The organism is Flavobacterium sp. 3HN19-14 (assembly GCF_051373205.1).
Classification (GTDB): Bacteria; Bacteroidota; Bacteroidia; order Flavobacteriales; family Flavobacteriaceae; genus Flavobacterium.
This window is the reverse complement of record NZ_JBPPZT010000001.1, coordinates 1036133-1060146: the sequence shown is the minus strand read 5'-3', so window position 1 is coordinate 1060146 and position 24014 is coordinate 1036133. Positions and strand designations below refer to the sequence as shown.

Sequence of the window (24014 nt, the reverse complement as noted above, 5' to 3'; positions counted from 1 at the left end):
CAAACTTGACATTTACTTAACCTAGTATTTGGAAAGTCGGCTGACCTTTGCAAAAAATATAATAAAAACTAAAATTTTAATTACAACACAATGAAAAAGTCTTTTTTAAATCTATTCGGAATTCTTGCTGTAACCGCAACGGTACTAACAGGATGTTCATCGTCTGACGACAACAACCCGACTTCAACTTTCGTACTTGATGCGAACAATTTTCAAGGTACAATTGAAGATGGCGAAGTAGTATTGAATGCCAATACAGTTTACAAATTAACAGGTGCAGTTGTTGTAGACGAAGGTGCTACATTGACAATTCCTGCAGGTACAAAAATTGAAGGTACAAACGGAACTTCATCTTATATCGCTGTTGCACAAGGCGGAAAAATCAACGTAAACGGAACTGCTTCAAACCCGGTTATCATGACAAGTGGTTTGGCTACTAAAGGAGCCGGAGACTGGGGTGGACTGGTAATCTGTGGTAAAGCGCCGATCAACGACGTTTCAGGCGGTACAGGTACAGCGACTTCAGAAGTTGCAGGCCTTACTTACGGCGGAACAATTTCTAACGACAATTCTGGTGTAATCAGATATTTGAAAGTTGAATATTCTGGTGCTTCATTTAGTGCTACTAAAGAATTCAACGGAATCTCTTTCTTCGGAGTAGGTTCAGGAACAACTGTAGAATATGTTCAGGCATTTCACGGTTCTGATGACGGATTTGAATTCTTCGGCGGAACAGTAAACACTTCAAACCTTGTTTCTATCGGAAACGAAGACGATCAGTTTGACTGGACAGAAGGATGGTCTGGAACCAACACTAACTGGTATGGTAAATTAGATTTCGGTAAAGGAAACAGAGGTATCGAAGCTGACAACTATGAATTCGGATTCGCTAACACGCCAATCTCAAACCCAACAATCACAAACCTTACTTTGATTGGCCTGGAGCGCTGCTGATGCAACTACTTATACTGAAAACAATGCTTTCAAATTAAGAAGAGGTACAAAAGGTATTTTCACAAACGTTGTATTAAGCGCCTGGAAACAAGGTTTCAACGTAGAAAATGACGAAACTGTTGCCAATATCGTTGCAGGAAGCCTCAAGGCTAACAACGTAACTTTTGGTGCAGATGTTGCTACAAAATCTAAAGGTGCCCTTACAGCTGTTGCTCCTGAAACTGTTGGTGCAACTGTAGATGTAACTGCTGTTTTCGGTGAAACGACTACTGCTACCGGTGCCGGAAACGGTCTTGCTGCTCCAACTTGGGCTGCCGGCTGGACTACTGGTTTCTAATCATAGAAAAATGCTAAAGAAGTCCCCGTTTCAAAATTTTGGAACGGGGATTATTTTTTGGCATTAATTTTGAAATATTTTTTATACATTTACAAAATCAAATCCCAATGATGCCAAAAAACTACTTTTATATTATCTTACTGGTTTTCTGCTTTTTCACTGTTGGCGCGCAAGCCCAGGAAAAGCCGTCACAACCTGCTGCTACCGAATTGAGTTTCTATCCAAACCCGGTGAGCAACGGCAAGATTTATATTACTTCTAAAACTTCATTGGAAAAAGAAATCGCCATCTTCGATGTGTTGGGCAAATTGGTTTTTGAAGACAAAACTGCCAGTAAAGAGCTCAACATTTCTAAATTATCCCCGGGCGTTTACATCATCAAAATTAAAGAAGGCGAGACTACCGCCACAAGAAAACTGATTGTCAAGTAATTATTATTTCTATTTGTTACAATTTAATGTTTTTTTCACATTGTTTGTTTTAAAAGAAACAAATTACTGACTATCTTTGCACTATAAAATTTATTAAAAAATCTAAAAATGAAAAAACTTTACACATTCCTTTCTATTGTTTTAATTTCTGCTGCCTCTCAGGCTCAGGTAGTAATAAGTCAGGTTTACGGTGGTGGTGGAAACGCCAGTGCTACTTATTCAAATGACTTTATTGAATTATTCAACGCAGGATTAACACCACAAAACCTAAGCGGCTGGTCTGTTCAGTATGCTTCTGCCAATGGCTCTTCATGGGCAATGACAGCATTGCCTAATTTTACACTTTTACCAGGTCAGTACTTTTTAATTAAAGAGGCTGCGGGAGCAACACCAGTTTTAGATTTGCCAACTCCGGATCTTGATGGTATGAGCGATGCGACTACCGGCAGCAATGGATTACCATTGACTACAGGTTTGGCAATGAGCGGTTCAAATGGAAAAGTTATTCTTTCAAACACTGTAGTGGCTGAAACTACTGCTGATCCAACTGGCGCTAACATTCAGGATAAAGTTGCTTATGGAACGACTTCAACTTCTGGATTTGAAGGAACAGGCACTACCGGAACTGCATTAACCAACTCAACATCAGCTCAAAGAAATTCAGAAGGTTGTGCAGATTCACAAAACAATGCTGCAGATTTTACAGCTGCTGCTCCAACACCGAGAAATTCTGCATCTGCACTACATGTTTGTGGTTTAGGAGTTAACGGCAGCACAATTGCCGGACTTAAAGTATATCCAAACCCGGTAACCAATGGTAAATTATTCATCGAAACTTCTGCAAATGCTGAAAAATCGGTTGTAGTTTATGATGTATTGGGTAAAGTGGTTGTAAATACTACAACTTCAAATAACGAAGTAAACGTATCAACTCTTAAAGGCGGCGTTTATATCGTTAAGATTACTGAAGAAGGCAACTCTGTAACAAGAAAGTTCGTTATCAAATAATTGCTTTTTACTTTATAAAGAAAAGCATCCTTAACAGGATGCTTTTTTATTTTAATTACTTTTGTAAAAAAAATCCTTGCTTACCCATTCCGACATATTTACAATCGCCAACAATAAGCAATTCGAGAAAATCGCACTCAAGGTTTTCCGATTTCAATACGACAATAATAAAGTTTATCGCGAATTCTGTGATTTCCTCAAAGTCGAAAAAACCTCGGTAAAATCTTTAACGCAGATTCCGTTTTTGCCGATACAATTCTTCAAAAGCCATGATGTGGTTTCCAATGAAAATGAAATTCAGGAAACTTTCACAAGCAGCGGCACGACGGGAATGATTACGAGCCGCCACCTGATTACAGACGTTACTTTTTATGAAGAAAGTTACCGCAAGGCTTTCGCCGGATTTTACGGCAATATTGAAGATTACGCGGTTTTGGCTTTGCTACCGTCCTATCTTGAACGGGAAGGTTCTTCACTGATTTATATGGTGAAGGATTTAATCGAATTATCCAATAATCCCGACAGCGGATTTTACCTCAACAACTACGACGAACTCATTGAAAAACTCGTAAAACTCGACAATTCCGGTCAAAATGTTATCCTGATTGGCGTGACATACGCTTTGCTGGATCTCATCGAAAAGCGAAAATTCGAGCTCAAAAATACAATAATCATGGAAACCGGCGGCATGAAAGGCAAGCGCAGAGAAATGATCCGCGAGGAATTGCATGACCTCCTTTGCAACGGTTTCGGCGTTCAGGCGATTCATTCTGAATACGGTATGACAGAATTACTTTCGCAGGCTTATTCACTCGGAAACGGCATCTTTGAATGCCCTAACTGGATGCAGGTCTTCATCCGTGATACCGAAGACGCGCTGACTTACGTCGAAAACGGGAAAACCGGAGGCATCAATGTTATCGATCTGGCGAATATCAATTCGTGTTCGTTTATTGCAACGCAGGATTTGGCTAAGAAATACCCCAACAATTCGTTTGAAGTGCTCGGAAGATTTGACAATTCTGACATCCGCGGCTGTAACCTGATGGTACTATAATAAATTCGGAGATTTTGTGTTACTAATCTTATGAAATACTTCTTTTCTGCTATTTTTATTTTAATGGTGTTGCCGATTTTAGCCCAGAATCCTTTGGAAATTAAAATCGAAACTATCACTTTTTCTGATACCACTTCAATACGAAATTACCTGCGCAACGGCGAAATTGAAGAAACAAAATCGATAGCTGAACGCAAATTTACCGTTAACTTCCACATCAAAAACACAAGCGATAAAACCATCCGTTTTTATTATAACGATGCCGAATTAGAAAACCTGACATTTAATGTTTATCAGGAAAATAAGATTGTCGCAGCTTTTCTTTATAAAGAATCAGAACGCGACGCTTCAAAATATTATTTAGGTGCGCCTCCGGAAACTGAAGAAATTATCGAAAAACCGGAAGTTAACTTATCTGATCCGAAAATCGAAAGAATATTTCAGGCGCTCGAACCGGGAACCAAACTGTCAGACATTCCCGAGTTATTTATCGACAAACGTGAAATCCTTCGCAATTCGTTATTTAGCTTGAGTCCGGGACAGGAATGGCAGTTCACACAAATTTTCTACTGGAATAAAAACCAACCCAATCGCACAAAAAACCATCAGGGCTATATCGATCCGGGTTTTCCGCATTATCTCGTTTTTTCGGTGAAATTGGGCAAATATGCCTATCAATACTGGATGCATGAGGTCGATTTCGACAAAATCAAAGATGATGAAAGTTTTGTTGAAGGCATTTTTACTTCTGAAAAAGCGGCGATTAATTTTGATTAAAAAACCGCTGAAACGAATCTCAACGGTTTATATATTTTTCGAATTTGTATGGATTTATACCACGCGAATAATAAAATAATTCTTTTTCCCGCGTTGCAACAAAACGAACTGATTGTTGATCAAATCATTTATCGAAAATTTGAATTCTTCGGTAACTTTTTCCTTATTGACGGAAATTGAATTTTCACCCAAAGCCCGTCTCGCCTCACCATTCGACTTTAAAAACCCTGATTTTTCATTCAAAACGGTTACGATATCCAAGCCATTCTCAATATCGCTTTTGGCAATTTCAGCCTGCGGAACACCGTCAAAAACTTCAAGGAAAGTCGCTGCGTCCAGCTGTTTCAAATCTTCCGCGGAAGCGTTTCCAAATAAAATATTCGATGCTTTAATTGCCTTTTCCAAATCGGCTGCAGAATGTACGAAAGTCGTGATTTCTTCTGCTAATTTACGTTGCAAAACACGCAAATGCGGTGCTTCTTTGTGTTCTGCAATCAAACTTTCAATGACTTCTTTATCCAGGAATGTAAAAATCCTGATGTATTTCTCCGCATCTTCGTCGGAAGTATTGAGCCAAAACTGGTAAAATTTATAAACCGAGGTTTTATCTGCCGTCAACCAAACGTTTCCGCCTTCGCTTTTCCCGAATTTAGAGCCGTCAGATTTCGTAATTAAGGGTGTTGTAAGCGCAAAAGCCTTAGCCTCTGTATTCGGGTTCATACGGCGCACAAGCTCAGTCCCCGTGGTAATATTTCCCCATTGGTCAGAACCGCCCATCTGCAAAACGCAGTTGTATTCTTTATGCAAATGATAAAAATCGTAACCTTGAATCAATTGGTAAGTGAATTCGGTAAAAGACATTCCTTCGCCTTCTCCTGACAATCTTTTCTTCACAGAATCCTTCGCCATCATATAATTGACGGTGATTCTCTTTCCAACTTCGCGCGCAAAATCGATAAATGAAAATTGTTTCATCCAGTCGTAATTATTGACCATTATCGGCGCATTGGCTGCGGTCGAATCAAAATCAAGAAATCTTGAAAGCACGGCTTTGATACCTTCGACGTTTTTATTGAGCGTTTCTTCGTTCAATAAATTGCGTTCATCCGACTTGCCTGACGGATCGCCAATCATTCCGGTTGCGCCGCCGATTAATGCGATAGGCTGGTGTCCGAAACGCTTCAGGTGCACCAAAAGTATGATTTGCACCATGCTTCCGATGTGCAGTGAATCGGCAGTTGGATCAAAACCGATATATGCCGTTGTTGCTTCTTTGAGCAATTGTTCTTCTGTTCCCGGCATACTGTCGTGGTACAATCCGCGCCAGCGCAATTCTTCGACTAAATTCTTCATTTTTGATAATAATTTGCGCAAAGATATGAAAGGAAAAGTCCAAAGTCCAAAGTCCAAAGTTTAAAGTCGCGCACTAAACTGAAAAATATGGGCATTAATTAAACTTTTAAACATTTGAAACTCCTGTTTTAAACAATAAACGCCATCTTTTGACTTTCGGCTTTCGACTTTCGACTCTGTACACTATCTTTATAACATGATTTTAGTCACCGGCGCAACAGGTTTTGTGGGTTCTCATTTACTGCTGCATCTTCTTGAAAAAGAGGAAAAAATACGGGCTTTATACCGAAATCAATCGAAAATCGCATTCGTAAAATCACTTTTCCGATATTATAAAAAGGAATTTCTTTTTGATAAAATCGAATGGGTTGAAGCCGATATTACCAATATTCCGCAATTGGAAATCGCTTTCGCGGAAGCAGCATTCGTTTACCATTGTGCGGCTTTGGTTTCTTTCGACCCGGACGACGAAGCGATTTTGCGAAAAACCAACATCGAAGGGACGGCAAACATTGTGAATTTGTCGCTTACCAATTCGGTAAAAAAACTGTGTTATGTAAGTTCCATAGCCGCATTAGGCGATTTGCCGGAACATGAAAACACAACCACAGAGGCGACAGAATGGAATCCCGAAAAATACCACAGCGATTATGCCATTTCAAAATACGGTGCCGAAATGGAAATCTGGCGCGGTCAGCAGGAAGGCCTGAATGTTGTGATTGTAAATCCCGGCGTTATTATTGGCGCATGTCAACCCAACGAAGGAAGCGGCGTGATTTTTTCCAAAGTAAAAAACGGGCTTAAGTATTACACAAAAGGTACAACCGGATTTATAGCTGTTGAAGACGTTGTGAAAATCATCGCGGTTTTGATGGAAAGTGATATCAGCGGAGAAAAATTTATTTTGGTCAGTGAAAATGTAACTTTTGAAAAATTACTAAAAGATATCGCTGTTGGATTTAACGTAAAACCACCATATCAATATGCCAAAAAATGGCTGACCGAAATTTTATGGCGATTGGATTGGCTGGCCAATATCTTTGGTAAGAAAAGAACGTTTTCAAAATCTACGGCAAAATCAATGCACCATACGACTTTGTACAGCAATGAAAAAATAAAAAATGCTGTCGGGTATGAATTTGTTGCTGTAGAAGAAGCTGTAAAAATGACCGCCGCTTATTTTTCCGAAGGAAGTTTAGACTGAAACATCTTATGAATCCTTGCTTTATCCATTTTCGCGTTTTCAATTTTAGCAGTATCTTTCTTCTTTTCGATGATTTTTTCGGGTTCCGGATGTGCTTTTAAAAGGGAATTTGTTTTCTTTTCATTCGCCTCAAGGCGGTCATTTACCTTTTGGTAAATCTTTTTATAAACATCGAGTTGGGAGGCATAATAACGGTCATTCTGCGCGAATTGGATACTGTCGATTTTATATTTCGAATAAATATATTGCGCCGGCGTAACATTATGTTCGTCCAGAAATCCCGGATTGTCGAGTTTCATGGCTTGTAACAATGACATGTCATAAATGATATCTGCCATTTTATCTTCGCTGATGAGGTAGTCGGGTTTTTGAATTGCCGAATCGCCGCAACTGACCAATATAATTGTTACAAAAAATAATAAAAATCGTTTCATGCTATATTTTTTACCGGTCAAAAGCAGGCGTTCGCCACACTGTATGTCTTTGACCTTGAAATTATTATAAACCAATTGCCCATTTACAAAGGTATGCGTAATTCTCGATTTAAAGCTATAACCTTCGAACGGCGACCAACCGCATTTGTATAAAATATTCTCTTTTTTCACACTCCACGGCATGTTGGCATCAACGATGACGAGGTCTGCGTAATAACCTTCACGGATGAAACCGCGTTTTTCTATTTTGAACAATTTTGCCGGATTGTGCGCCATTTTTTCGACGATTTTCTCGACGGAGATTTTCCCTGGCGGAAGAATTCAAACATCGCGACAACGGCGTGCTGCACTAACGGACATGCCCGATGGCGCTTTCAAATAAGACTGTTGTTTTTCTTCCAGAGTGTGTGGCGCATGATCGGTTGCAATGACGTCAATCCTGTCGTCGAGCAATGCTTCCCACAAGCCATCGCGGTCTTTTTCGGTTTTTACGGCCGGATTCCATTTGATGAAATTGCCTTTCTTTTCGTAATCTTCATTCGTAAACCACAAATGGTGGATACAGACTTCAGCCGTTATTTTCTTTTCTTCAAGCGGGATTTTATTCGTAAATAAATCAGTTTCCTTGGCTGTCGAAACGTGAAAAATATGTAGTCGCGCGCCGGTTTTCTTCGCGAGTGCAATCGCTTTTGACGATGAAATATAACAAGCTTCTTCACTCCTGATCAAATGATGGAATTTTACTGGAATATCTTCGCCGTATTCTTCCTTAAATTTTTCGAGATTGTTTTTGATTGTAGTTTCATCTTCACAATGCACGGCAATAAGTAAGGGCGTTGAAGAAAAATCTTCTCTAAAGCCACTTCGTTATCAACAAGCATATTTCCGGTTGAAGATCCAGGAAAAGTTTCAATCCCGCAACATTTTTCGGATTGGTTTTGAGGATTTCCTCCAAATTATCATTGGTTCCGCCCATCATAAACGAATAATTCGCGTAAGATGTCTCCGCGGCAATCTGGTATTTCTGCTCCAATAATTCCTGCGTAACTGCATTCGGAACGGTATTCGGCTGTTCAATAAACGATGTAATTCCGCCAGCAACAGCTGCTCTTGATTCAGAAGCAATATTGCCTTTGTGCGTCAATCCCGGTTCGCGAAAATGCACCTGGTCGTCAATCGCGCCCGGAATCAGGTAATTCCCGCCCGCATCAATGATTTTTGTCGCCGAAGATTTTGCGCTGATGCTCTCGGCAATTTCAGCAATGATGTTGTCTTCTATCAAAACATCGCCTTCAAAAATGACCCCTTCGTTGACAATTTTGGCATTCTTGATTAATGTCCGCTTCATTTTTTCCTTTTCTATAACCTGTTAAAAAACTTTCTTATTCTTAGTGTGATAACGCCCAAAACCGCTTCTTTTATGATCGAATTGCTCATTTTGGATTGTCCTTTTGTGCGGTCCGTAAAGATAATCGGCACTTCGACGATATTGTATTTTTTGGCGTAAGCCCTGTATTTCATTTCAATCTGGAATGCATATCCGATAAATTTGATCTTATCGAGGTTGATGCCTTCGAGCACTTCTTTTTTGTAGCACATGAATCCGGCAGTAGCGTCTTTAATGGTCATTCCGGTAATCTTTCGAACATAAACCGAAGCGAAATAAGACATCAGCACGCGTCCCAACGGCCAGTTGACAACATTTACTCCGGTAACATACCCTGGAACCAATCGCAACATCTGCTTTCCCGAAATGGCAGCAATCGTATAACTTTTCGAGATCGGCAGGATTGTGCGAAAAATCAGCGTCCATTTCAAAAATATATTGGTAATTCTTCGCAATTGCCCATTTGAAGCCGTGCACATAGGCTGTTCCAAGTTCGAATTTCTTCTCACGCGATTCTAAAAACAATCGTTGCGGGAATTCCTGTTGCAGCTCGATTACCTTAGTTGCGGTTTTATCTGGCGAATTATCATCGATTACAAGAATGTCAAACGGTTTTGGAAGCGAAAACACGGCCTGATGATCGATTCGATATTTTCAATTTCGTTATAGGTTGGAATTATAACTATGCCGTCGTTCATGGAAGTATTAAAATTACAACGCAAAAATAATGTTTTTATGGATGCCGAATCTTAATTAAATTATAAATCAGTCAAATAAAAAATAGTAATTTTGCGGGGTATGACGGATATCTTATTTCAGGCAAGGGCTTTTGCTGCCAAGGATTGGGCCACGGTTTTGTTCGTGCTGAGCTTTGCGTTGATTGCCTTGACGAAAAATGTTTTCGAAAGCCGTTTCAGCGATTTTACGAAACTCGCTTTTTCAGACAAATACATCAAGATTTACCGCGACAGCGAAATGATGAGCTGGTTCAATATTTTGCTTTTTGTGGTGCAGATGCTGTCATTTGCTTTTTTCATACAATTGCTGCTGAGTTATTCTGATAAAAGTGTCGTTTCGCACTATTCTAAGACCGATTACATCCTTTTTATCCGGATTTTTACTTTATTGGGCGTTGCCGTGCTGGGGAAATACCTGATTGAGAAGATTATTTCGACTGCCTTCAACATCGAAGAATTTGCCGAACAGTTTAATTTGCAAAAAGTTAGCTATCGCACCTACTCCGGAATCATTCTTTTACCGATTAACATTATTCTGTTTTACAACGATTCTGTATCGATTATCGTTTTTTACATCGTTATAGTTGCCATTTTAATAACAAACCTACTGACTTACCTTAATTCTTTGAAGATATATCAAAATTTGATATTGGGTAAGTTGTTTTATTTTATTTTGTATCTTTGCGCACTTGAAATAGGCCGTATTATTTCATGTATTATTGGTTTACAAAGAGTTAGCATTTAGAAAATAGCATATATGAAAGTGAAAACAATTTTGGTGTCACAACCTGAGCCTAAAGTAGAAAATTCACCTTACTTTGATTTGCAGCAAAAGCATAAAGTAAAAATTGATTTCAGGCCTTTTATCCACGTTGAAGGCGTTAGTGCGAAAGATGTGAGACTTCAGAAAATTGACCTCAACAATTACACTGCAATCATTTTAACGAGTAAGAATTCAATCGACCACTTTTTCCGCGTGGCGGAGGAAATGCGTTATAAAATTCCGGAAGGATTGAAATATTTCTGCCAATCGGAAGCGATTGCTTTTTATTTACAGAAATATGTCGTGTACCGCAAGCGTAAGATTTATGTCGGACAGAAAGATTTTGTCGATATGTCGCCGCTGATCAAAAAATACAAAGAAGAAAAGTTCCTTTTGCCGGCTTCTGACCAATTAAATGCTGACGCGCCGCAGGTATTGAACAATTTGAAAGTCGATTGGACGCAGGCAACTTTTTATAAAACCGTGATGAGCGACTTATCTGATTTGGCGGATGTTTATTACGATGTTTTGGCATTTTTCAGCCCGACCGGAATCAAATCATTGTTCATGAACTTCCCTGATTTCGAGCAAAACAACACCAGGATTGCTGTTTTCGGAAGCACAACACAAAAAGAAGCGCTTGAACACGGACTTCGCGTTGACATCATGGCGCCATCGCCTGAAGCACCGTCAATGACCATGGCATTAGAAAAATATATCGCAAAAGCAAATAAAGAAAAATAGGAGAAAAACATTACTTTATAAAAAGAGCTGTCGTTTCCGACAGCTCTTTTTGTGAACACGAACTACACAAATTTTCACAAATTAATTGGTGCGAATTTGTGTAATTCGTGTTATTTTTTCACCAAACCTTGAAATAAAAAAGCGGCTGTATCAATATGTATATTAAGCATAATATGACAACTGAATTTTAACAATTTCTACGGCATTCCCGTATCCAAGTCATCTGATTATTTCGTAGGGACGCATTCTCCCCTTCCCTGAAGGTAAGATACTGTTTTTCCCAACACGTTGTATTACGGGGATGCCGTAGAAATTGTTAAATTTTGAATGAAAATTATTTACATTTTATTAGAGAACAACAAATAAAAAAGCCATCATCACTGACGGCTTTCTTTAATTGAATCAAATAATTAACTTATGCTTTCGGCGCACCTGCTAAGATTTCAGCATTTGCCTCAGCTTCAAATTTCTCAAAATTATCTCTGAATTTTTGCGCCAATTCTAATGCTTTTACATCGTATAAATCTTTGTCAGCCCAGGTATTTCTTGGGTTTAAGATTTCACTCGGCACATTCGGGCAAGACTGCGGTTTCGCAATTCCGAAAACCTTATGATCGACGTATTCTACGTTATCCAAATCGCCGTTTAAGGCTGCCGTTATCATCGCACGTGTATATTTCAGCTTCATCCTGCTTCCCGTTCCATAAGCTGCCGCCAGTCCAACCGGTGTTGATGAGCCAAACTTTCACATCGGCATCTTTCATTTTTTTACTCAGCATTTCTGCATATCTGGTTGGATGCAAAGGCATGAAAGGCGCTCCGAAACAAGCTGAGAAATTTGGTTGCGGCTCAGTAACCCCGGCTTCAGTTCCCGCCACTTTCGCAGTATACCCTGATATAAAATGGTAAGCTGCCTGCCCCGGAGTCAATCTTGAAATCGGAGGCAAAATACCGAAAGAATCTGCAGTCAGGAAAAATATATTTTTTGGGTTTTTACCGATGGAACCCGGCTGAACATTATCGATATGATAAATTGGATAACTTACCCGCGTATTTGGTGTAATTGAAATATCTTCAAAATCTACTTCATTAGTACCATTTTTGAAAACCACATTTTCCAGGATAGCGCCTCTTTTGATGGCACGGAAAATATCCGGTTCGTGTTCTTCCGTAAGGTTTACGACTTTTGCATAACAACCGCCTTCAAAATTGAAAACCGTGTTTTCGCTTGTCCAGCCATGCTCGTCATCACCGATTAATTTTCTGGTTGGATCGGCCGACAAAGTTGTTTTTCCCGTGCCTGATAATCCGAAGAAAATTGCGGTATCTCCGTCGTCGCCAACGTTGGCACTACAGTGCATCGGCAAAGCGTTTTTATCTACCGGTAGTGTAAAATTCAACGCTGAGAAAATTCCTTTTTTCATTTCTCCGGTATAACCCGTTCCGCCAATCAAGGCAATTTTTCTTGTAAAATCAAGGATGGCGAAATTGTGCTGTCTTGTTCCGTCGATTTCAGGATCAGCCATGAAACCTGGCGCGCAGACAACGTGCCAATCCGGTTTGAAAGTATCTAATTCTGAAGCTTCCGGTCTTAGGAACATATTGTAGCAAAACAAATTCGACCATGCGGTTTCTGTTACAACACGAACATTCAATCTGTAATTGCTGTCTGCACAAACGTAACTGTCGCGAACAAAAATTTCTTCCTGAGCCGACAAGTAAGCGGTTACCTTATTGTATAATTTTTCAAATTTATCAGGCGAAAACGGAATATTTACTTTTCCCACCAAACCTGATCTTCAGTAATGTGATCTTTAACGATAAACCTGTCCTGTGGCGATCGTCCCGTAAATTCTCCTGTATTGATGGCCAACGCGCCTGTTGATGATTCGACTCCCTGTCCTTTTCGGATGGTAATGTCGTGCAATTCGTCCGGAGTAAGCTGATAATGAACATTTGAATTGTCGATTCCGATGCTTTTCAACGAAATCGATTTCGTAAACAAGGCGTTTGTATCCATAAATTTATTAATAAGTTGTGAAATCCGTTTGCAATTGTAAAATGCAAAAGTAAAAATTAATTACTACAACGTTATCGTAAATTAAAAAATTATGATTTTTGCCTCAAAATATTAACAAATAAACAAATCCATCCAAGAATTAATAAGAATCCGCCAACAGGTGTTGCGATTCCGATAATTTTTAGGTCGATGCCCGAAAGCGATTTTGTCGCGAGAATGTAAATGGAGCCTGAGAATAAAACAACGCCGGTTGTGATTAGATAAAAAATGGTCGCTTTGGTTTTTTCAGAAATAAATCCCATAAGACCGACGAACAATAAAAATAATGCATGGTACATTTGATATTTTACGCCGGTTTCAAATGTCGAAAGCTCTTCAACAGTCAACACTTTTTTCAAGGCATGTGCCCCAAAAGCGCCCAAAATGATTGCGATGGCACCAAAAGCTGCACCGGTCGCGATAATTTTTTTGTTCATTTATTTTTTTGATAAAGTTAAGCGATTATCCGGAATTTCTTTGCGGTTCTGCGTCTTTGCGAGATTATTTTTTCGCTCGCAAAGGCGCGGAGCCGCAAAGTTTGTAATCAGATTCAATTTCACTTTCAAAAATCCAACAAATTCATACATTTGCGTGATAAAATCCAAACATGAGAAATATACTGATTATTGGCGCCGGCCGTTCGGCTTCTTCCCTGATTCAATACCTGCTGAAAAAATCGGATGCCGAAAACCTGCACCTGACCATCGGCGACCTTTCAGTTGAACTGGCGCAAAGAAAAACCAATAATCACCCGAATGCAACCGCAATTGCCTTCGATATTTTTGATGAAAAGCAGCGGCAGGCGGAAATCCAAAAGGCTGATATCGTCATTTCGATGTTGCCGGCGCATTTGCATTTCGAGGTTGCGAAAGATTGCATCACCTTCAAAAAACACATGGTCACCGCTTCCTATGTAAGTGACGCTATGCAAAGTTTGGACGCTTCCGCGAAAGCGAACAACCTCATTTTCATGAATGAAATCGGCCTTGATCCCGGAATCGATCACATGAGCGCAATGAAAGTCATCGACGAAATTCGTGAAAAAGGTGGAAAAATGATTTTATTCGAATCTTTCTGCGGCGGACTCGTAGCGCCCGAATCAGACAACAACCTATGGAATTACAAATTCACCTGGCGCCGAGAAACGTAGTTTTGGCCGGACAGGGCGGTGCGGCAAAATTCATCCAGGAAGGCACTTATAAATACATTCCGTACCAGAAATTATTCAGGACTAACCGAGTTTTTAGAAGTGGAAGGCTACGGAAAATTTGAAGCTTATGCCAATCGTGATTCATTGAAATACCGCAGCGTTTACGGGCTTGACGATGCGCTTACCTTATATAGAGGAACAATCCGCAGGGTTGGTTATTCGAAAGCATGGAATATGTTCGTGCAACTCGGAATGACCGACGATACTTATATGATTGACGATTCGGAAACGATGAGTTACCGCGATTTCACGAATTTGTTCCTGCCTTATCACCCGACGGATTCTGTCGAAATCAAGCTTCGCCTGCAATTGGGCATCGAGCAGGACGACATTATGTGGGACAAATTGCTCGAACTCGACCTTTTCAATCCGGATAAGATTGTGGGATTGAAAGAAGCGACACCGGCACAGGTTCTGGAAAGAATCCTTAATGACAGCTGGACTTTACAGCCCGATGATAAAGACATGATCGTGATGTACCACAAATTCGGCTACGAAATTGACGGTGTTGAAAAACAAATCGATTCCAAAATGGTCTGCATCGGCGACGACCAGACTTATACAGCGATGGCGAAGACAGTCGGACTTCCGGTGGCAATGGCGACTTTGCAAATCCTTAACGGAAATATCACTACTCCGGGCGTTCAATTGCCAATTAATAAAGAAGTTTACCTTCCGATTTTGAAGGAATTGGAGGAATATGGCGTGGTTTTTAATGAGAAGGAAATGCCTTATTTTGGTTATAATCCGGATAAGCTTTAATTAGCGAATGTGTTGATTAGCGAATTAGCGAATTTTTCTATGTAGTTCCGAAATTCAACACAAACTGAGGTTATTCGCAATTCGCTAATTTTCAAATTCGCCAATCCTATTTCATTTTAAAACAAAATCACTACTTTTGGTTAAAATCCATAACCAATGAAAATCAATTCGCTTCAAATAGAAATCGATGGTATCGACAAGGAAATCCTGCGTGCCTTGATGGATGATGCCAGAAACCTATTTTACAGATTGCCAACAAGATCGGGATTTCGGGCGCGGCGATTCACCAAAGGCTGCGAAAACTCGAGCAATCGGCGTGATTTCCGGATCGAAATTTACTGTCAGCAATAAGGTTTTGGGTTACAGTACCATGGCTTTTGTGGGCATTTATCTCGATAAAGCCGCCAGAAATCCGGAAGCAGTTAAAGATTTGAAGAAAATTCCAGAAGTTTTGGAATGCCATTATACTACGGGAAACTGGTCGATTCTGATCAAGATTATCTGCCGCGATAACGAACATTTGATGCATTTGCTCAATACCAAAATTCAGGCGATTGAAGGTGTTTCGAGAACGGAGACTTTTATTTCGCTTGACCAGCAGATTGAAAGGCAGATTCAATTGTAATTAGTCAATTAGCGAATTAGAAAATGAGATAATATCCTCATTGAGATAAAAAAATCCGCATAAAGCGGATTTTTTGCGTAATACAAAATTTTCTAATTCTCTAATTAACTCATTTTCTAATTACCTTCTGTTGCCAAGGACTTGCATTGCCCAATATAACAGCGTCGCAGCAGCACCGATTGCGGCCACAACATAAGTTCTTGCAGCCCATTTTAATGCGTCTTCGGCACCTGCATATTCCTGCTGGCTCAGCATATTCTTATTTTTCAACCAGGCCAAGGCGCGGTTGCTGGCGTCGTATTCGACCGGAAGCGTCACGAAACTAAACGCAGTAACGACAGCCATCACTAACAAACCGGCGATGGCGATGTAAAATCCGAATCCGGAATGCGCAGCGGCACCCATCATAATTCCGATGATGATGATCCATGGCGCAAGGCCGGAACCGATGTTGACGACAGGCACCATTTGCGAACGCAAAGTCAGCATACTGTAAGCCTGCGCGTGCTGTACGGCGTGACCGCATTCGTGTGCGGCAACAGCGGCTGCGGCGGCATTTCTTTCATTATAAACGGCTTCGCTCAGGTTGACGGTTTTATCGGCCGGGTTGTAATGGTCGGTCAGCCTTCCTTCGGTGGAAATCACGCGAACGTCACGGATGCCGTGGTCTGCGAGCATTTTTTCGGCAATTTCTGCGCCCGACATGCCGTTGCGCAATTGCACTTTAGAATAGAATTCGAATTTGCTTTTTAATTTGGAACTCACCGCCCAGCTCACGAGAGCGATGGCGCCGAGGATGATCCAGTAAATTGGGTCGTACATCATAATTTATATACTTTTTGTTTGTTAGATTGCATCAAATTATTTGCCAAAGTTTGAAATTGTCATTTTGGCATAATTCAATTTCTCGCAAAGGCGCTAAGTCGCAACGGCTCAAAGTTGTAAAAAAAATACAAACTTGAAAAATACGTTGCAAATCTTTGCGTATCTGCGCCTTTGCGAGAACTATCTATCCAACCAGATTAATAATTTTACCCGGAACGATGATTACTTTATTCGGCGTGCGGCCTTCGAGTTGCTTCAGTGTACGCTCGTCTTTCATGACGATTTCCTCGATTTGCGCTGCTGTTAAATCCAACGGCAATTCAATGGTGAAACGCATTTTACCATTGAAAGATACCGGATATTCTTTGCTGCTTTCGACCAAATGCTCCGGGTTGAATTTCGGGAACGGCACTTTTGAAATGCTTCCTTTATGCCCGAGTTTTTCCCAAAGTTCTTCGGCGATGTGCGGCGCGTAAGGCGAAATGACGATAGCCAATGGTTCGAGAATACTTCTTTCGTGGCAGTTCATCGCGGTCAATTCATTCACGCAGATCATGAACTGGCTGACGGAAGTATTGAACGAAAATCCTTCGATGTCGTCCTGCACTTTCTTGATGGTTTTGTGTAAGGTCTTGAGCGCTTCCTTACTTGCAGGATTGGATGTTACTATTAAACCCTTATCATCAAAATAGAGTTTCCAGAGTTTTTTGAGAAAACCGAAAACACCTGTGATGCCGGCGGTGTTCCAAGGTTTGGCTTGTTCAAGCGGTCCGAGGAACATTTCGTATAATCTTAACGTATCGGCGCCATATTCTTCGCAGATATCGTCGGGGTTGACTACATTATACCATCTTTTCGACATTTTTTCGACCTCTCTTCCGACGATAAATTTTCCGTTTTCAAGTATAAATTCAGCATCATTGAATTGTGGTTGCCACGCTTTTAAAGTTTCAATATTGATTTCATCAGATGAATTGACCATGTTGACATCAATATGCAAACCTTCTGTTTCATAATCTCCTTTGAGATTCTTAGAAACATATTTATTTGTTCCTGCAATCCTATAGACGATGGCACTCATCCCCAAAATCATCCCCTGATTAATCAACTTCTTAAACGGCTCATCCTGAGAAACAAATCCTCTATCTTTCAAAAACTTATTCCAGAAACGCGAATACAAAAGGTGTCCGGTCGCGTGCTCGCTTCCTCCAATATATAAATCGACGTTCTGCCAGTATTGCTCGGCTTCTTTTGAGACAAATTCGTCGTCGTTGTGCGCGTCCATATAGCGCAGCCAGTACCAGGAGCTTCCCGCCCAGCCCGGCATGGTGTTGAGTTCAAGGGGAAATATCGTTCGAGCGCCCTCGACTGCGCTCGGGGTGACAGCAAGTGCTGACGAGACGATTTTATTATTTACGCTATCCCACGCCCATTCCGTCGCGTTGCCCAAAGGCGGCTGCCCGTCTTCCGTCGGCAGATATTTTTCGACTTCCGGCAGGCGGATTGGCAAATATTTCGCATCAATCATCTGCGGCAATCCGTTGACGTAATAGACCGGGAACGGCTCGCCCCAATAGCGTTGGCGGGAAAATACAGCATCGCGCAAACGGTAATTCGTCTTGCCTTTTCCTTTTCCGATGGCTTCTAATTGTGCGATAACTGTTTTGGTCGCCGTCTTGTAATCCATCCCGTTTAGGAAATCGGAATTCGCAATCACGACATTGTCTTTCGAGCCATAAGCTTCGGTTGAAATATCGACATTGTCGAAAATATTCTTAATCGGCTGCATGCCGTTCTGTCCTTTGAAATGGTTCGCGAAAGCATAATCGCGCTCGTCGCCGCAAGGCACCGCCATTACTGCACCCGTTCCGTAACCGGCGAGAACATAATCGCCAATCCAGACCGGAATTGGTTCTTTCGTGAAAGGATGTTCCGCGTAAGCGCCGGTAAAAACACCTGAAATGGTCTTGACATCAGCCATTCTTTCGCGCTCACTGCGTTTGGCTGTGGCTTCTACGTAAGCGTCAACGGCAGCTTTTTGTCCCGGCGTCGTAATCAGCGGAACCAAATCGTGTTCAGGTGCCAAAGTCATAAATGTCACGCCGAAAATCGTGTCGGGACGCGTCGTGAAAACTTCAATCTTATAGCCATTCGTTTCATCACCTGAAAGGAAATAATCGAGGTTGTCTTTTTCGGTTTCGGAATCGATGACGTTAAAAGTCACCAAAGCACCGACCGATTTCCCGATCCAGTTTTCCTGTGAATCTTTGAGCGATTGCGTCCAGTCGATTTCCTTCAATCCATCTAAAAGCCTTTGGGCGTATGCAGAAATTCGCATGCTCCATTGCGTCATTTTCTTGCGGATGACCGGAAAACCACCGCGCTCTGAAACGCCGTTGACGATTTCATCATTCGCGAGAACGGTTCCCAATCCCGGACACCAGTTCACTTCGGTTTCGGCGAGATAGGTCAATCGATATTGCAGTAAAATCTTTTGTTGTTGTTCGTCGGAAAGTACTTTCCATTCCTCAGCGGTGAAAGTCGGCACATTGTCATCCGCGACAGCGTTGACTTTGGTATTGCCGTTGGCTTCGAATTCGAGAATCAGGCTGCAGATGCTTTCGGCTTTATCAGTCGTTTTATTGTACCACGAATTGAACAATTGGATGAAAATCCACTGCGTCCATTTGTAATAATCAGCGTCGGAAGTGCGCACTTCGCGGCTCCAGTCAAACGAAAATCCGATTTTATCAAGCTGTTCGCGGTAACGCGCGATATTTTCTTTCGTAGTTTTCTCAGGATGCTGCCCGGTTTGTATCGCATATTGCTCTGCCGGCAATCCGAAACTGTCGTAGCCCTGCGGATGCAACACGTTAAAACCCTGATGGCGTTTGTAGCGCGCATAAATATCCGAGGCGATGTACCCAAGCGGGTGGCCGACGTGCAATCCGGCGCCCGAAGGATACGGAAACATGTCGAGCACATAATATTTTGGTTTTTCAGAATTGTTCTCTGCGGCAAAAGTCTGGTTGTCTGCCCAGTACTTTTGCCAGTTGGCTTCGATTTCGTTGGGATTGTATTTCATGTTGGGTTCAGGGTTTCGGGTTCAGGGTGCTGGGCTGAACTTTGTCCTTTGTGATTTAGTTTAGTCGATTTTCTCGCAAAATTGCACAGATTCTAGATTTACTTTTCTTCGCGCCTTCGTGTCTTAGTGCCTTTGTGGCAAATATTTCGCGCCTTTTATACAAAAAAAATCAATTCGCGCACGCAAATTTACGTTTATTGTACGAAAGTCAAAACTTTGGACGTTATAAACTGTGATTAAAGAATTCTTTATTATTTTTACCGAATAATTACACGCAAACTATGAGTTCTTCTTACGAAAAATTTAAAAAACGCAGGATACTTTCTTCTTATTTTTCGGTGGTCCTGAGTATTTTCCTGGTGTTGTTCCTGTTGGGATTTTTAGGGCTTTTCGTGCTGAATTCCACGAAACTCACCGACAATTTCAAGGAGAAGTTTGCGATGACGGTTTTCTTTAAAAATGAGGCCAATGACAGTGTAATCAAGGCTTTCAACGAAGAACTCAAATCGGCGCATTTTGTAAAGACATTCGCTTATGTCGATAAAGAAACCGCTGCAAAAACGCACATGGCGGATATCGGCGAGGATTATATGACGTTTTTAGGTGAAAATCCGTTGCAGAATTCGTTCGATATCCATCCGAAAGCGGCTTATATCCAAAATGATGAAATACGCAAAATTGCCGAAAGGCTTGCCAAGAACGAAATGGTTTCCGACGTTTATTACGACAAGGCTTTCATTGATTTGGTCAACAAGAATATTGACATGATCAGTTTTTATATTTTATGCATCAGCGGATTTCTGGCAGTCGTTTCTATATTACTGATTAACAGCTCAATGCGCCTTTCAATTTATTCCAACCGATTCATTATCAAAACAATGCAGATGGTTGGCGCGACAAAATCGTTTATCAGGAAACCATTTATCTGGAGAAGCATTCAACTTGGAATTATCGGTTCGCTTTTGGCGGTCGCAGCTTTGGTCGGTGTGTTATTTTATGCGAATGACAACCTGAACGAAGTCGATTTGCTCGATGATCCTTTAATGACCGGACTTGTTTTAGCGGGCGTAGTTGTTGTAGGGATTTTAATTACGTGGATTTCTACGTTTTTCGCGACCCAGCGTTTTCTTAATTTGAGAACAGACGACCTTTATTAATTGACGATTTTAGATTAAAAATATCATGAAAAAAAACGAACAACAATCCCCTACGGTGCAGCAAACCGAATTTCTTTTTGAGAAAATCAACTATAAAATCCTTTTGATCGGGATTGGCGTCATTGCACTCGGATTCATCCTGATGTCAGGCGGCGGCAGTGACGACCCGAAAGTGTACAGTGATGCGATTTTTAATTTCAGGAGAATAAAACTAGCACCGACCTTAGTGCTGATTGGTTTCGGAATTACGATTTATTCGACGCTGAAGAATCCTAAAAAAGCATAATGGATTATTTACAGGCAGTCGTTCTGGCCATCATCGAAGGCATTACAGAATTTTTACCGGTTTCTTCAACCGGCCACATGATCATCGCAAGTTCGTTTTTCGGGATTGCGCATGACGATTTCACCAAACTTTTTACGATTGTCATTCAACTCGGCGCGATATTATCGGTTATTGTTTTGTATTTCAAGAGATTTTTTCAGTCGATTGGCTTCTATTTTAAACTTTTAGCGGCATTTATTCCGGCAGTGGTTTTCGGATTACTTTTCAGCAAAAAAATCGATGCGCTGCTTGAAAATCCGGTTACTGTTGCCATTTCACTTTTGATTGGCGGCATCATTTTATTGAAAGTTGACGATTGGTTTAGAGCGCCGGAAACCGAAACTGCCGTAAGCGACATCAGTTATTTGACCGCTTTTAAGATTGGATTATTCCAGTGTATTGCCATGATTCCGGGCGTTTCAAGAAGCGGCGCAAGTATCGTTGGCGGCATGTCACAGCAATTATCCCGCAAAACCGCGGCTGAATTTTCATTTTTCCTTGCAGTTCCGACGATGCTCGGCGCAACTGTAAAAAAATGCTACGATTATTATAAAGATGGATATGTTTTGGATCACAATCAGGTTAATTTGCTGATCATTGGAAACGTTGTCGCTTTCGTAGTGGCACTTCTCGCGATTAAAACATTCATTGATTTCCTTACCAAAAATGGCTTTAAGATTTTCGGTTATTACAGAATTGCAGCCGGAATCGCATTGTTGCTGATCCATTTCTTCATCCAGAAACTCGACGTGATTTAATGACTGCCGAAGATTTCCAGAACGGCCAGATCCTTTTAATCGACAAACCTTTGCATTGGTCGTCTTTCCAGGCGGTCAACAAAATGAAATGGGTTTTGAAAAGCAAACTTGGCCTGAAGAAGATTAAAATCGGGCACGCCGGCACATTAGACCCGCTTGCGACTGGATTATTAATTGTCTGCACCGGAAAATTCACCAAAAAAATCACTGAAATCCAAGGGCAGCAAAAAGAATATACCGGTACTTTTTTCATCGGTGCGACGACGCCTTCTTACGATCTGGAGACTGAAATCAACGCGACTTTCCCGACTTCCCACATCGATGACCATCTCATTCATGAAACCGTAAAGCAGTTTTTAGGCGAAATCGACCAGCAACCTCCTATTTTTTTCTGCCATTAAAAAAGACGGAAAACGTTTATACGAGCACGCCAGAGCTGGCGAGGAAATTGAAATCGCTTTCAGAAAAACCACCATCCACGAATTCGAAATCACACGAATTGCGTTGCCTGAAATTGATTTTCGCGTCGTTTGCAGCAAAGGCACCTACATCCGTTCATTGGCTTTTGATTTTGGAAAAGCGATGGGTTCGGGTTCGCACCTTACGGTTTTACGACGCACAAAAATTGGTGATTTTGATGTAAAAAATGCCATTTCGCCTGCTGAATTTGAAAAACAAATTACACCGGATGAAGCTTAGATTTGCACTTTTATTTTCATTGGTTAGTGCTTTTTCGCTTGCACAGACCATATATGTAGATACTGGTTTTAAGCCCGCAAAACGCGAAAAGAGCAACAATGAATTCAGTCGCGTGGCACATTTTGAGTTGGCAGTTCCGTTTGTTTTCAATACGCACCTCGGAGAATACTTTTATGACGGCACCAAAGACAATACCTGGTTTGTTCCGGCGGGAGCTGGTGTCAAAGCCGGATATGGAATCGCTTATGCTGAGACGATTTCGCTGAGCCTGCATTCCGGAATCGAATGGTACCAAAAACTGTATATCGCGCCTGTTTTCCTAAATTTTAATATAAGTTCGGATGTAAGCGACAACGGCAGACTCTATATACAAGCAGGCATTGGCCGTACATTTGCCATCGGACGCGGCAATTTGCAGGGCGTTTACCAAAGATACAGCATTGGCTATGAAGATGAAGAAATGATAGGATTTTTCCTCGACCTTAGTTTATACGGCATCAAAAATGAAGTTGGAGGCCACTTAGGCGCAGTCAGTCTTGGTATTTCCAAACGGCTTTTTTAATTTTCAAGTAACCCTATAATTTCATTTTGCGTCGAAATGCCTTTGTCGTGCAAATACCACAACTGCAATTCGGTTTTGATCGTTTCGTCGATGACGCCGTGTTTTTCTTTGTAATTCTTCACTAAATCGAATGCTGCTTTTGGGCGTGAACCAAAATCTGAAATAACTTCGTTCGTAGTTTTGTCGAGAATAATCAACTTTGGAATTGACCGCGCGCCATTCGTCAGAAATAAATCCATCAATTCATTATTCGCATCGCGGAATACAATCTTCAAATCGATATTTTCAGAAACCGAAGCCATCTTCTCAAAAACCGGAAGCAATTGCGCCGCATCGCCGCACCAGCCTTCGGAAATGACAAGCCAGATGTATTTCTTCTGAAGATTTTTCAGCTTTTCGGAAACCTCATCAGTAATTTTCAAAGTTTTTTCGAGACGGTTCATTCTCGTTTCATTCAGCAATGTATAATGAACTAAATCTTCTGATTGCTTGTCGCCTGAAACTTTTCCTTCAGCCAGTAAATCTGTGACGATTTTGCGGTATTCGGCATACGAATGACTATTTAACAAAGCTTTATCTATAACGGCTTTCATATTTTGATAGTTTTGTGGTGTAAAATTAGTCAATCGTTTTTGAAAGGTAATTTGATTAATAAAGGAAGTTTTTAAACTTTGCGCCTTCGCGCCTTTGCGAGTAAAATAAAATCTCGCAAAGGCGCGAAGGCGCAAAGTAAATATTATGTTTTCACCAACAAAACAAAA

General features: G+C 41.1%; 16 protein-coding genes and 8 pseudogenes. 15 read left to right on the top strand and 9 right to left on the bottom strand.

Annotated features, from left to right (window positions below; translation table 11 throughout):
- Positions 1-90 precede the first annotated feature (90 nt).
- The 5 genes and pseudogenes from ACSLFW_RS05510 to ACSLFW_RS05490 all read left to right on the top strand — a co-directional run bounded on the left by ACSLFW_RS05510 (position 91) and on the right by ACSLFW_RS05490 (position 4564).
- Positions 91-1291, top strand: a pseudogene (locus tag ACSLFW_RS05510) (hypothetical protein).
- Between the two features lie 110 nt (positions 1292-1401).
- A complete protein-coding gene (locus tag ACSLFW_RS05505; RefSeq protein WP_436557381.1) occupies positions 1402-1722 on the top strand; it encodes a T9SS type A sorting domain-containing protein in 321 nt (106 codons plus the stop codon).
- 108 nt (positions 1723-1830) lie between these two features.
- Entirely contained in the window at positions 1831-2730 is a 900-nt protein-coding gene (locus ACSLFW_RS05500) for a T9SS type A sorting domain-containing protein (RefSeq protein WP_436554955.1), read from the top strand.
- A 76-nt stretch (positions 2731-2806) separates the two neighbouring features.
- Complete coding sequence (locus ACSLFW_RS05495; RefSeq protein ID WP_436554954.1) at positions 2807-3787, top strand: acyl transferase; 981 nt, start codon at positions 2807-2809, stop codon at positions 3785-3787.
- A gap of 30 nt (positions 3788-3817) precedes the next feature.
- A complete protein-coding gene (locus ACSLFW_RS05490; RefSeq protein ID WP_436554953.1) occupies positions 3818-4564 on the top strand; it encodes a hypothetical protein in 747 nt (248 codons plus the stop codon).
- A 54-nt stretch (positions 4565-4618) separates the two neighbouring features.
- Here ACSLFW_RS05490 and tyrS read toward each other — a convergent pair whose 3' ends face one another.
- Positions 4619-5917: a tyrosine--tRNA ligase gene (gene tyrS, locus ACSLFW_RS05485; protein ID WP_436554952.1), complete on the bottom strand. Its 1299-nt coding sequence runs from the start codon at positions 5915-5917 to the stop codon at positions 4619-4621.
- Between the two features lie 196 nt (positions 5918-6113).
- Here tyrS and ACSLFW_RS05480 point away from each other — a divergent pair, with 196 nt between their 5' ends.
- On the top strand, positions 6114-7121 hold the full coding sequence (locus ACSLFW_RS05480; protein ID WP_436554951.1) for an NAD-dependent epimerase/dehydratase family protein: 1008 nt from the start codon (positions 6114-6116) through the stop codon (positions 7119-7121).
- On the opposite strand, the pseudogene ACSLFW_RS05475 reads toward ACSLFW_RS05480, so the two are convergent.
- From ACSLFW_RS05475 to ACSLFW_RS05465, 3 pseudogenes are all read right to left on the bottom strand, one after another.
- Positions 7094-7474: pseudogene (locus tag ACSLFW_RS05475) on the bottom strand (DUF4296 domain-containing protein); the annotation flags it as partial. The gene ACSLFW_RS05480 and the pseudogene ACSLFW_RS05475 sit on opposite strands and share 28 nt — an antisense overlap.
- Positions 7475-7576: 102 nt before the next feature.
- Positions 7577-8903, bottom strand: a pseudogene (locus ACSLFW_RS05470) (dihydroorotase); the annotation flags it as partial.
- 11 nt (positions 8904-8914) lie between these two features.
- Positions 8915-9640: pseudogene (locus ACSLFW_RS05465) on the bottom strand (polyprenol monophosphomannose synthase).
- 100 nt (positions 9641-9740) lie between these two features.
- Between ACSLFW_RS05465 and ACSLFW_RS05460 the strand changes: the two are divergent.
- Positions 9741-10424: a DUF4271 domain-containing protein gene (locus tag ACSLFW_RS05460; protein ID WP_436554950.1), complete on the top strand. Its 684-nt coding sequence runs from the start codon at positions 9741-9743 to the stop codon at positions 10422-10424.
- Positions 10425-10436: 12 nt separating this feature from the next.
- Positions 10437-11186, top strand: a complete 750-nt coding sequence (locus ACSLFW_RS05455) for a uroporphyrinogen-III synthase (RefSeq protein ID WP_436554949.1) — start codon at positions 10437-10439, stop codon at positions 11184-11186.
- Between the two features lie 415 nt (positions 11187-11601).
- Here the strand turns inward: ACSLFW_RS05455 and pckA are convergent.
- Together pckA and ACSLFW_RS05445 are read right to left on the bottom strand one after the other, a co-directional pair.
- A pseudogene (gene pckA, locus ACSLFW_RS05450) lies at positions 11602-13206 on the bottom strand (phosphoenolpyruvate carboxykinase (ATP)).
- Positions 13207-13295: 89 nt separating this feature from the next.
- Positions 13296-13682 carry a DUF423 domain-containing protein gene (locus tag ACSLFW_RS05445; RefSeq protein WP_436554948.1) on the bottom strand — a complete coding sequence of 129 codons (387 nt, stop codon included), beginning with the start codon at positions 13680-13682 and terminating at the stop codon, positions 13296-13298.
- A gap of 170 nt (positions 13683-13852) precedes the next feature.
- Here ACSLFW_RS05445 and ACSLFW_RS05440 point away from each other — a divergent pair.
- Positions 13853-15217: pseudogene (locus tag ACSLFW_RS05440) on the top strand (saccharopine dehydrogenase family protein).
- A 156-nt stretch (positions 15218-15373) separates the two neighbouring features.
- A pseudogene (locus ACSLFW_RS05435) lies at positions 15374-15842 on the top strand (Lrp/AsnC ligand binding domain-containing protein).
- Between the two features lie 120 nt (positions 15843-15962).
- Here ACSLFW_RS05435 and ACSLFW_RS05430 read toward each other — a convergent pair.
- Together ACSLFW_RS05430 and leuS are read right to left on the bottom strand one after the other, a co-directional pair.
- Positions 15963-16667 (bottom strand): zinc metallopeptidase, encoded by a 705-nt coding sequence (locus ACSLFW_RS05430; RefSeq protein WP_436554947.1) that lies wholly within the window; start codon positions 16665-16667, stop codon positions 15963-15965.
- A 184-nt stretch (positions 16668-16851) separates the two neighbouring features.
- The gene (leuS, locus tag ACSLFW_RS05425) at positions 16852-19752 is read right to left on the bottom strand and encodes a leucine--tRNA ligase (RefSeq protein ID WP_436554946.1); all 2901 of its coding nucleotides are present in this window, start codon (positions 19750-19752) and stop codon (positions 16852-16854) included.
- Between the two features lie 281 nt (positions 19753-20033).
- Between leuS and ACSLFW_RS05420 the strand changes: the two genes are divergently transcribed.
- The 5 genes and pseudogenes from ACSLFW_RS05420 (at position 20034) to ACSLFW_RS05400 (ending at position 23253) form a co-directional block, all read left to right on the top strand.
- Complete coding sequence (locus ACSLFW_RS05420; protein ID WP_436554945.1) at positions 20034-20909, top strand: cell division protein FtsX; 876 nt, start codon at positions 20034-20036, stop codon at positions 20907-20909.
- A 25-nt stretch (positions 20910-20934) separates the two neighbouring features.
- The gene (locus tag ACSLFW_RS05415) at positions 20935-21195 is read left to right on the top strand and encodes a DUF3098 domain-containing protein (protein ID WP_436554944.1); all 261 of its coding nucleotides are present in this window, start codon (positions 20935-20937) and stop codon (positions 21193-21195) included.
- Positions 21195-21992, top strand: coding sequence for an undecaprenyl-diphosphate phosphatase (locus tag ACSLFW_RS05410; RefSeq protein ID WP_436554943.1), 798 nt, complete (start codon positions 21195-21197; stop codon positions 21990-21992). Before ACSLFW_RS05415 ends, ACSLFW_RS05410 begins: the two co-directional genes overlap by 1 nt.
- Positions 21992-22691: pseudogene (gene truB, locus ACSLFW_RS05405) on the top strand (tRNA pseudouridine(55) synthase TruB). The gene ACSLFW_RS05410 and the pseudogene truB overlap by 1 nt, the downstream one beginning before the upstream one ends.
- Positions 22681-23253, top strand: coding sequence for a hypothetical protein (locus tag ACSLFW_RS05400; protein WP_436554942.1), 573 nt, complete (start codon positions 22681-22683; stop codon positions 23251-23253). Before truB ends, ACSLFW_RS05400 begins: the two are co-directional and overlap by 11 nt.
- Here ACSLFW_RS05400 and ACSLFW_RS05395 read toward each other — a convergent pair.
- Positions 23250-23846: a thioredoxin family protein gene (locus tag ACSLFW_RS05395; RefSeq protein ID WP_436554941.1), complete on the bottom strand. Its 597-nt coding sequence runs from the start codon at positions 23844-23846 to the stop codon at positions 23250-23252. The two genes, ACSLFW_RS05400 and ACSLFW_RS05395, sit on opposite strands and share 4 nt — an antisense overlap.
- Positions 23847-24014: the final 168 nt, after the last annotated feature.

What these genes read in the sequence shown, in the direction of transcription:
- ACSLFW_RS05505 (WP_436557381.1), top strand. Translation starts at nt 1,402, where the DNA reads ATGCCAAAAAACTACTTTTATATTATCTTACTGGTTTTCTGCTTTTTC.
- ACSLFW_RS05500 (WP_436554955.1), top strand. Translation starts at nt 1,831, where the DNA reads ATGAAAAAACTTTACACATTCCTTTCTATTGTTTTAATTTCTGCTGCC.
- ACSLFW_RS05490 (WP_436554953.1), top strand. Translation starts at nt 3,818, where the DNA reads ATGAAATACTTCTTTTCTGCTATTTTTATTTTAATGGTGTTGCCGATT.
- tyrS (WP_436554952.1), bottom strand. Translation starts at nt 5,917, where the DNA reads ATGAAGAATTTAGTCGAAGAATTGCGCTGGCGCGGATTGTACCACGAC.
- ACSLFW_RS05480 (WP_436554951.1), top strand. Translation starts at nt 6,114, where the DNA reads ATGATTTTAGTCACCGGCGCAACAGGTTTTGTGGGTTCTCATTTACTG.
- ACSLFW_RS05460 (WP_436554950.1), top strand. Translation starts at nt 9,741, where the DNA reads ATGACGGATATCTTATTTCAGGCAAGGGCTTTTGCTGCCAAGGATTGG.
- ACSLFW_RS05455 (WP_436554949.1), top strand. Translation starts at nt 10,437, where the DNA reads ATGAAAGTGAAAACAATTTTGGTGTCACAACCTGAGCCTAAAGTAGAA.
- ACSLFW_RS05445 (WP_436554948.1), bottom strand. Translation starts at nt 13,682, where the DNA reads ATGAACAAAAAAATTATCGCGACCGGTGCAGCTTTTGGTGCCATCGCA.
- ACSLFW_RS05430 (WP_436554947.1), bottom strand. Translation starts at nt 16,667, where the DNA reads ATGATGTACGACCCAATTTACTGGATCATCCTCGGCGCCATCGCTCTC.
- leuS (WP_436554946.1), bottom strand. Translation starts at nt 19,752, where the DNA reads ATGAAATACAATCCCAACGAAATCGAAGCCAACTGGCAAAAGTACTGG.
- ACSLFW_RS05420 (WP_436554945.1), top strand. Translation starts at nt 20,034, where the DNA reads ATGAGTTCTTCTTACGAAAAATTTAAAAAACGCAGGATACTTTCTTCT.
- ACSLFW_RS05415 (WP_436554944.1), top strand. Translation starts at nt 20,935, where the DNA reads ATGAAAAAAAACGAACAACAATCCCCTACGGTGCAGCAAACCGAATTT.
- ACSLFW_RS05410 (WP_436554943.1), top strand. Translation starts at nt 21,195, where the DNA reads ATGGATTATTTACAGGCAGTCGTTCTGGCCATCATCGAAGGCATTACA.
- ACSLFW_RS05400 (WP_436554942.1), top strand. Translation starts at nt 22,681, where the DNA reads ATGAAGCTTAGATTTGCACTTTTATTTTCATTGGTTAGTGCTTTTTCG.
- ACSLFW_RS05395 (WP_436554941.1), bottom strand. Translation starts at nt 23,846, where the DNA reads ATGAAAGCCGTTATAGATAAAGCTTTGTTAAATAGTCATTCGTATGCC.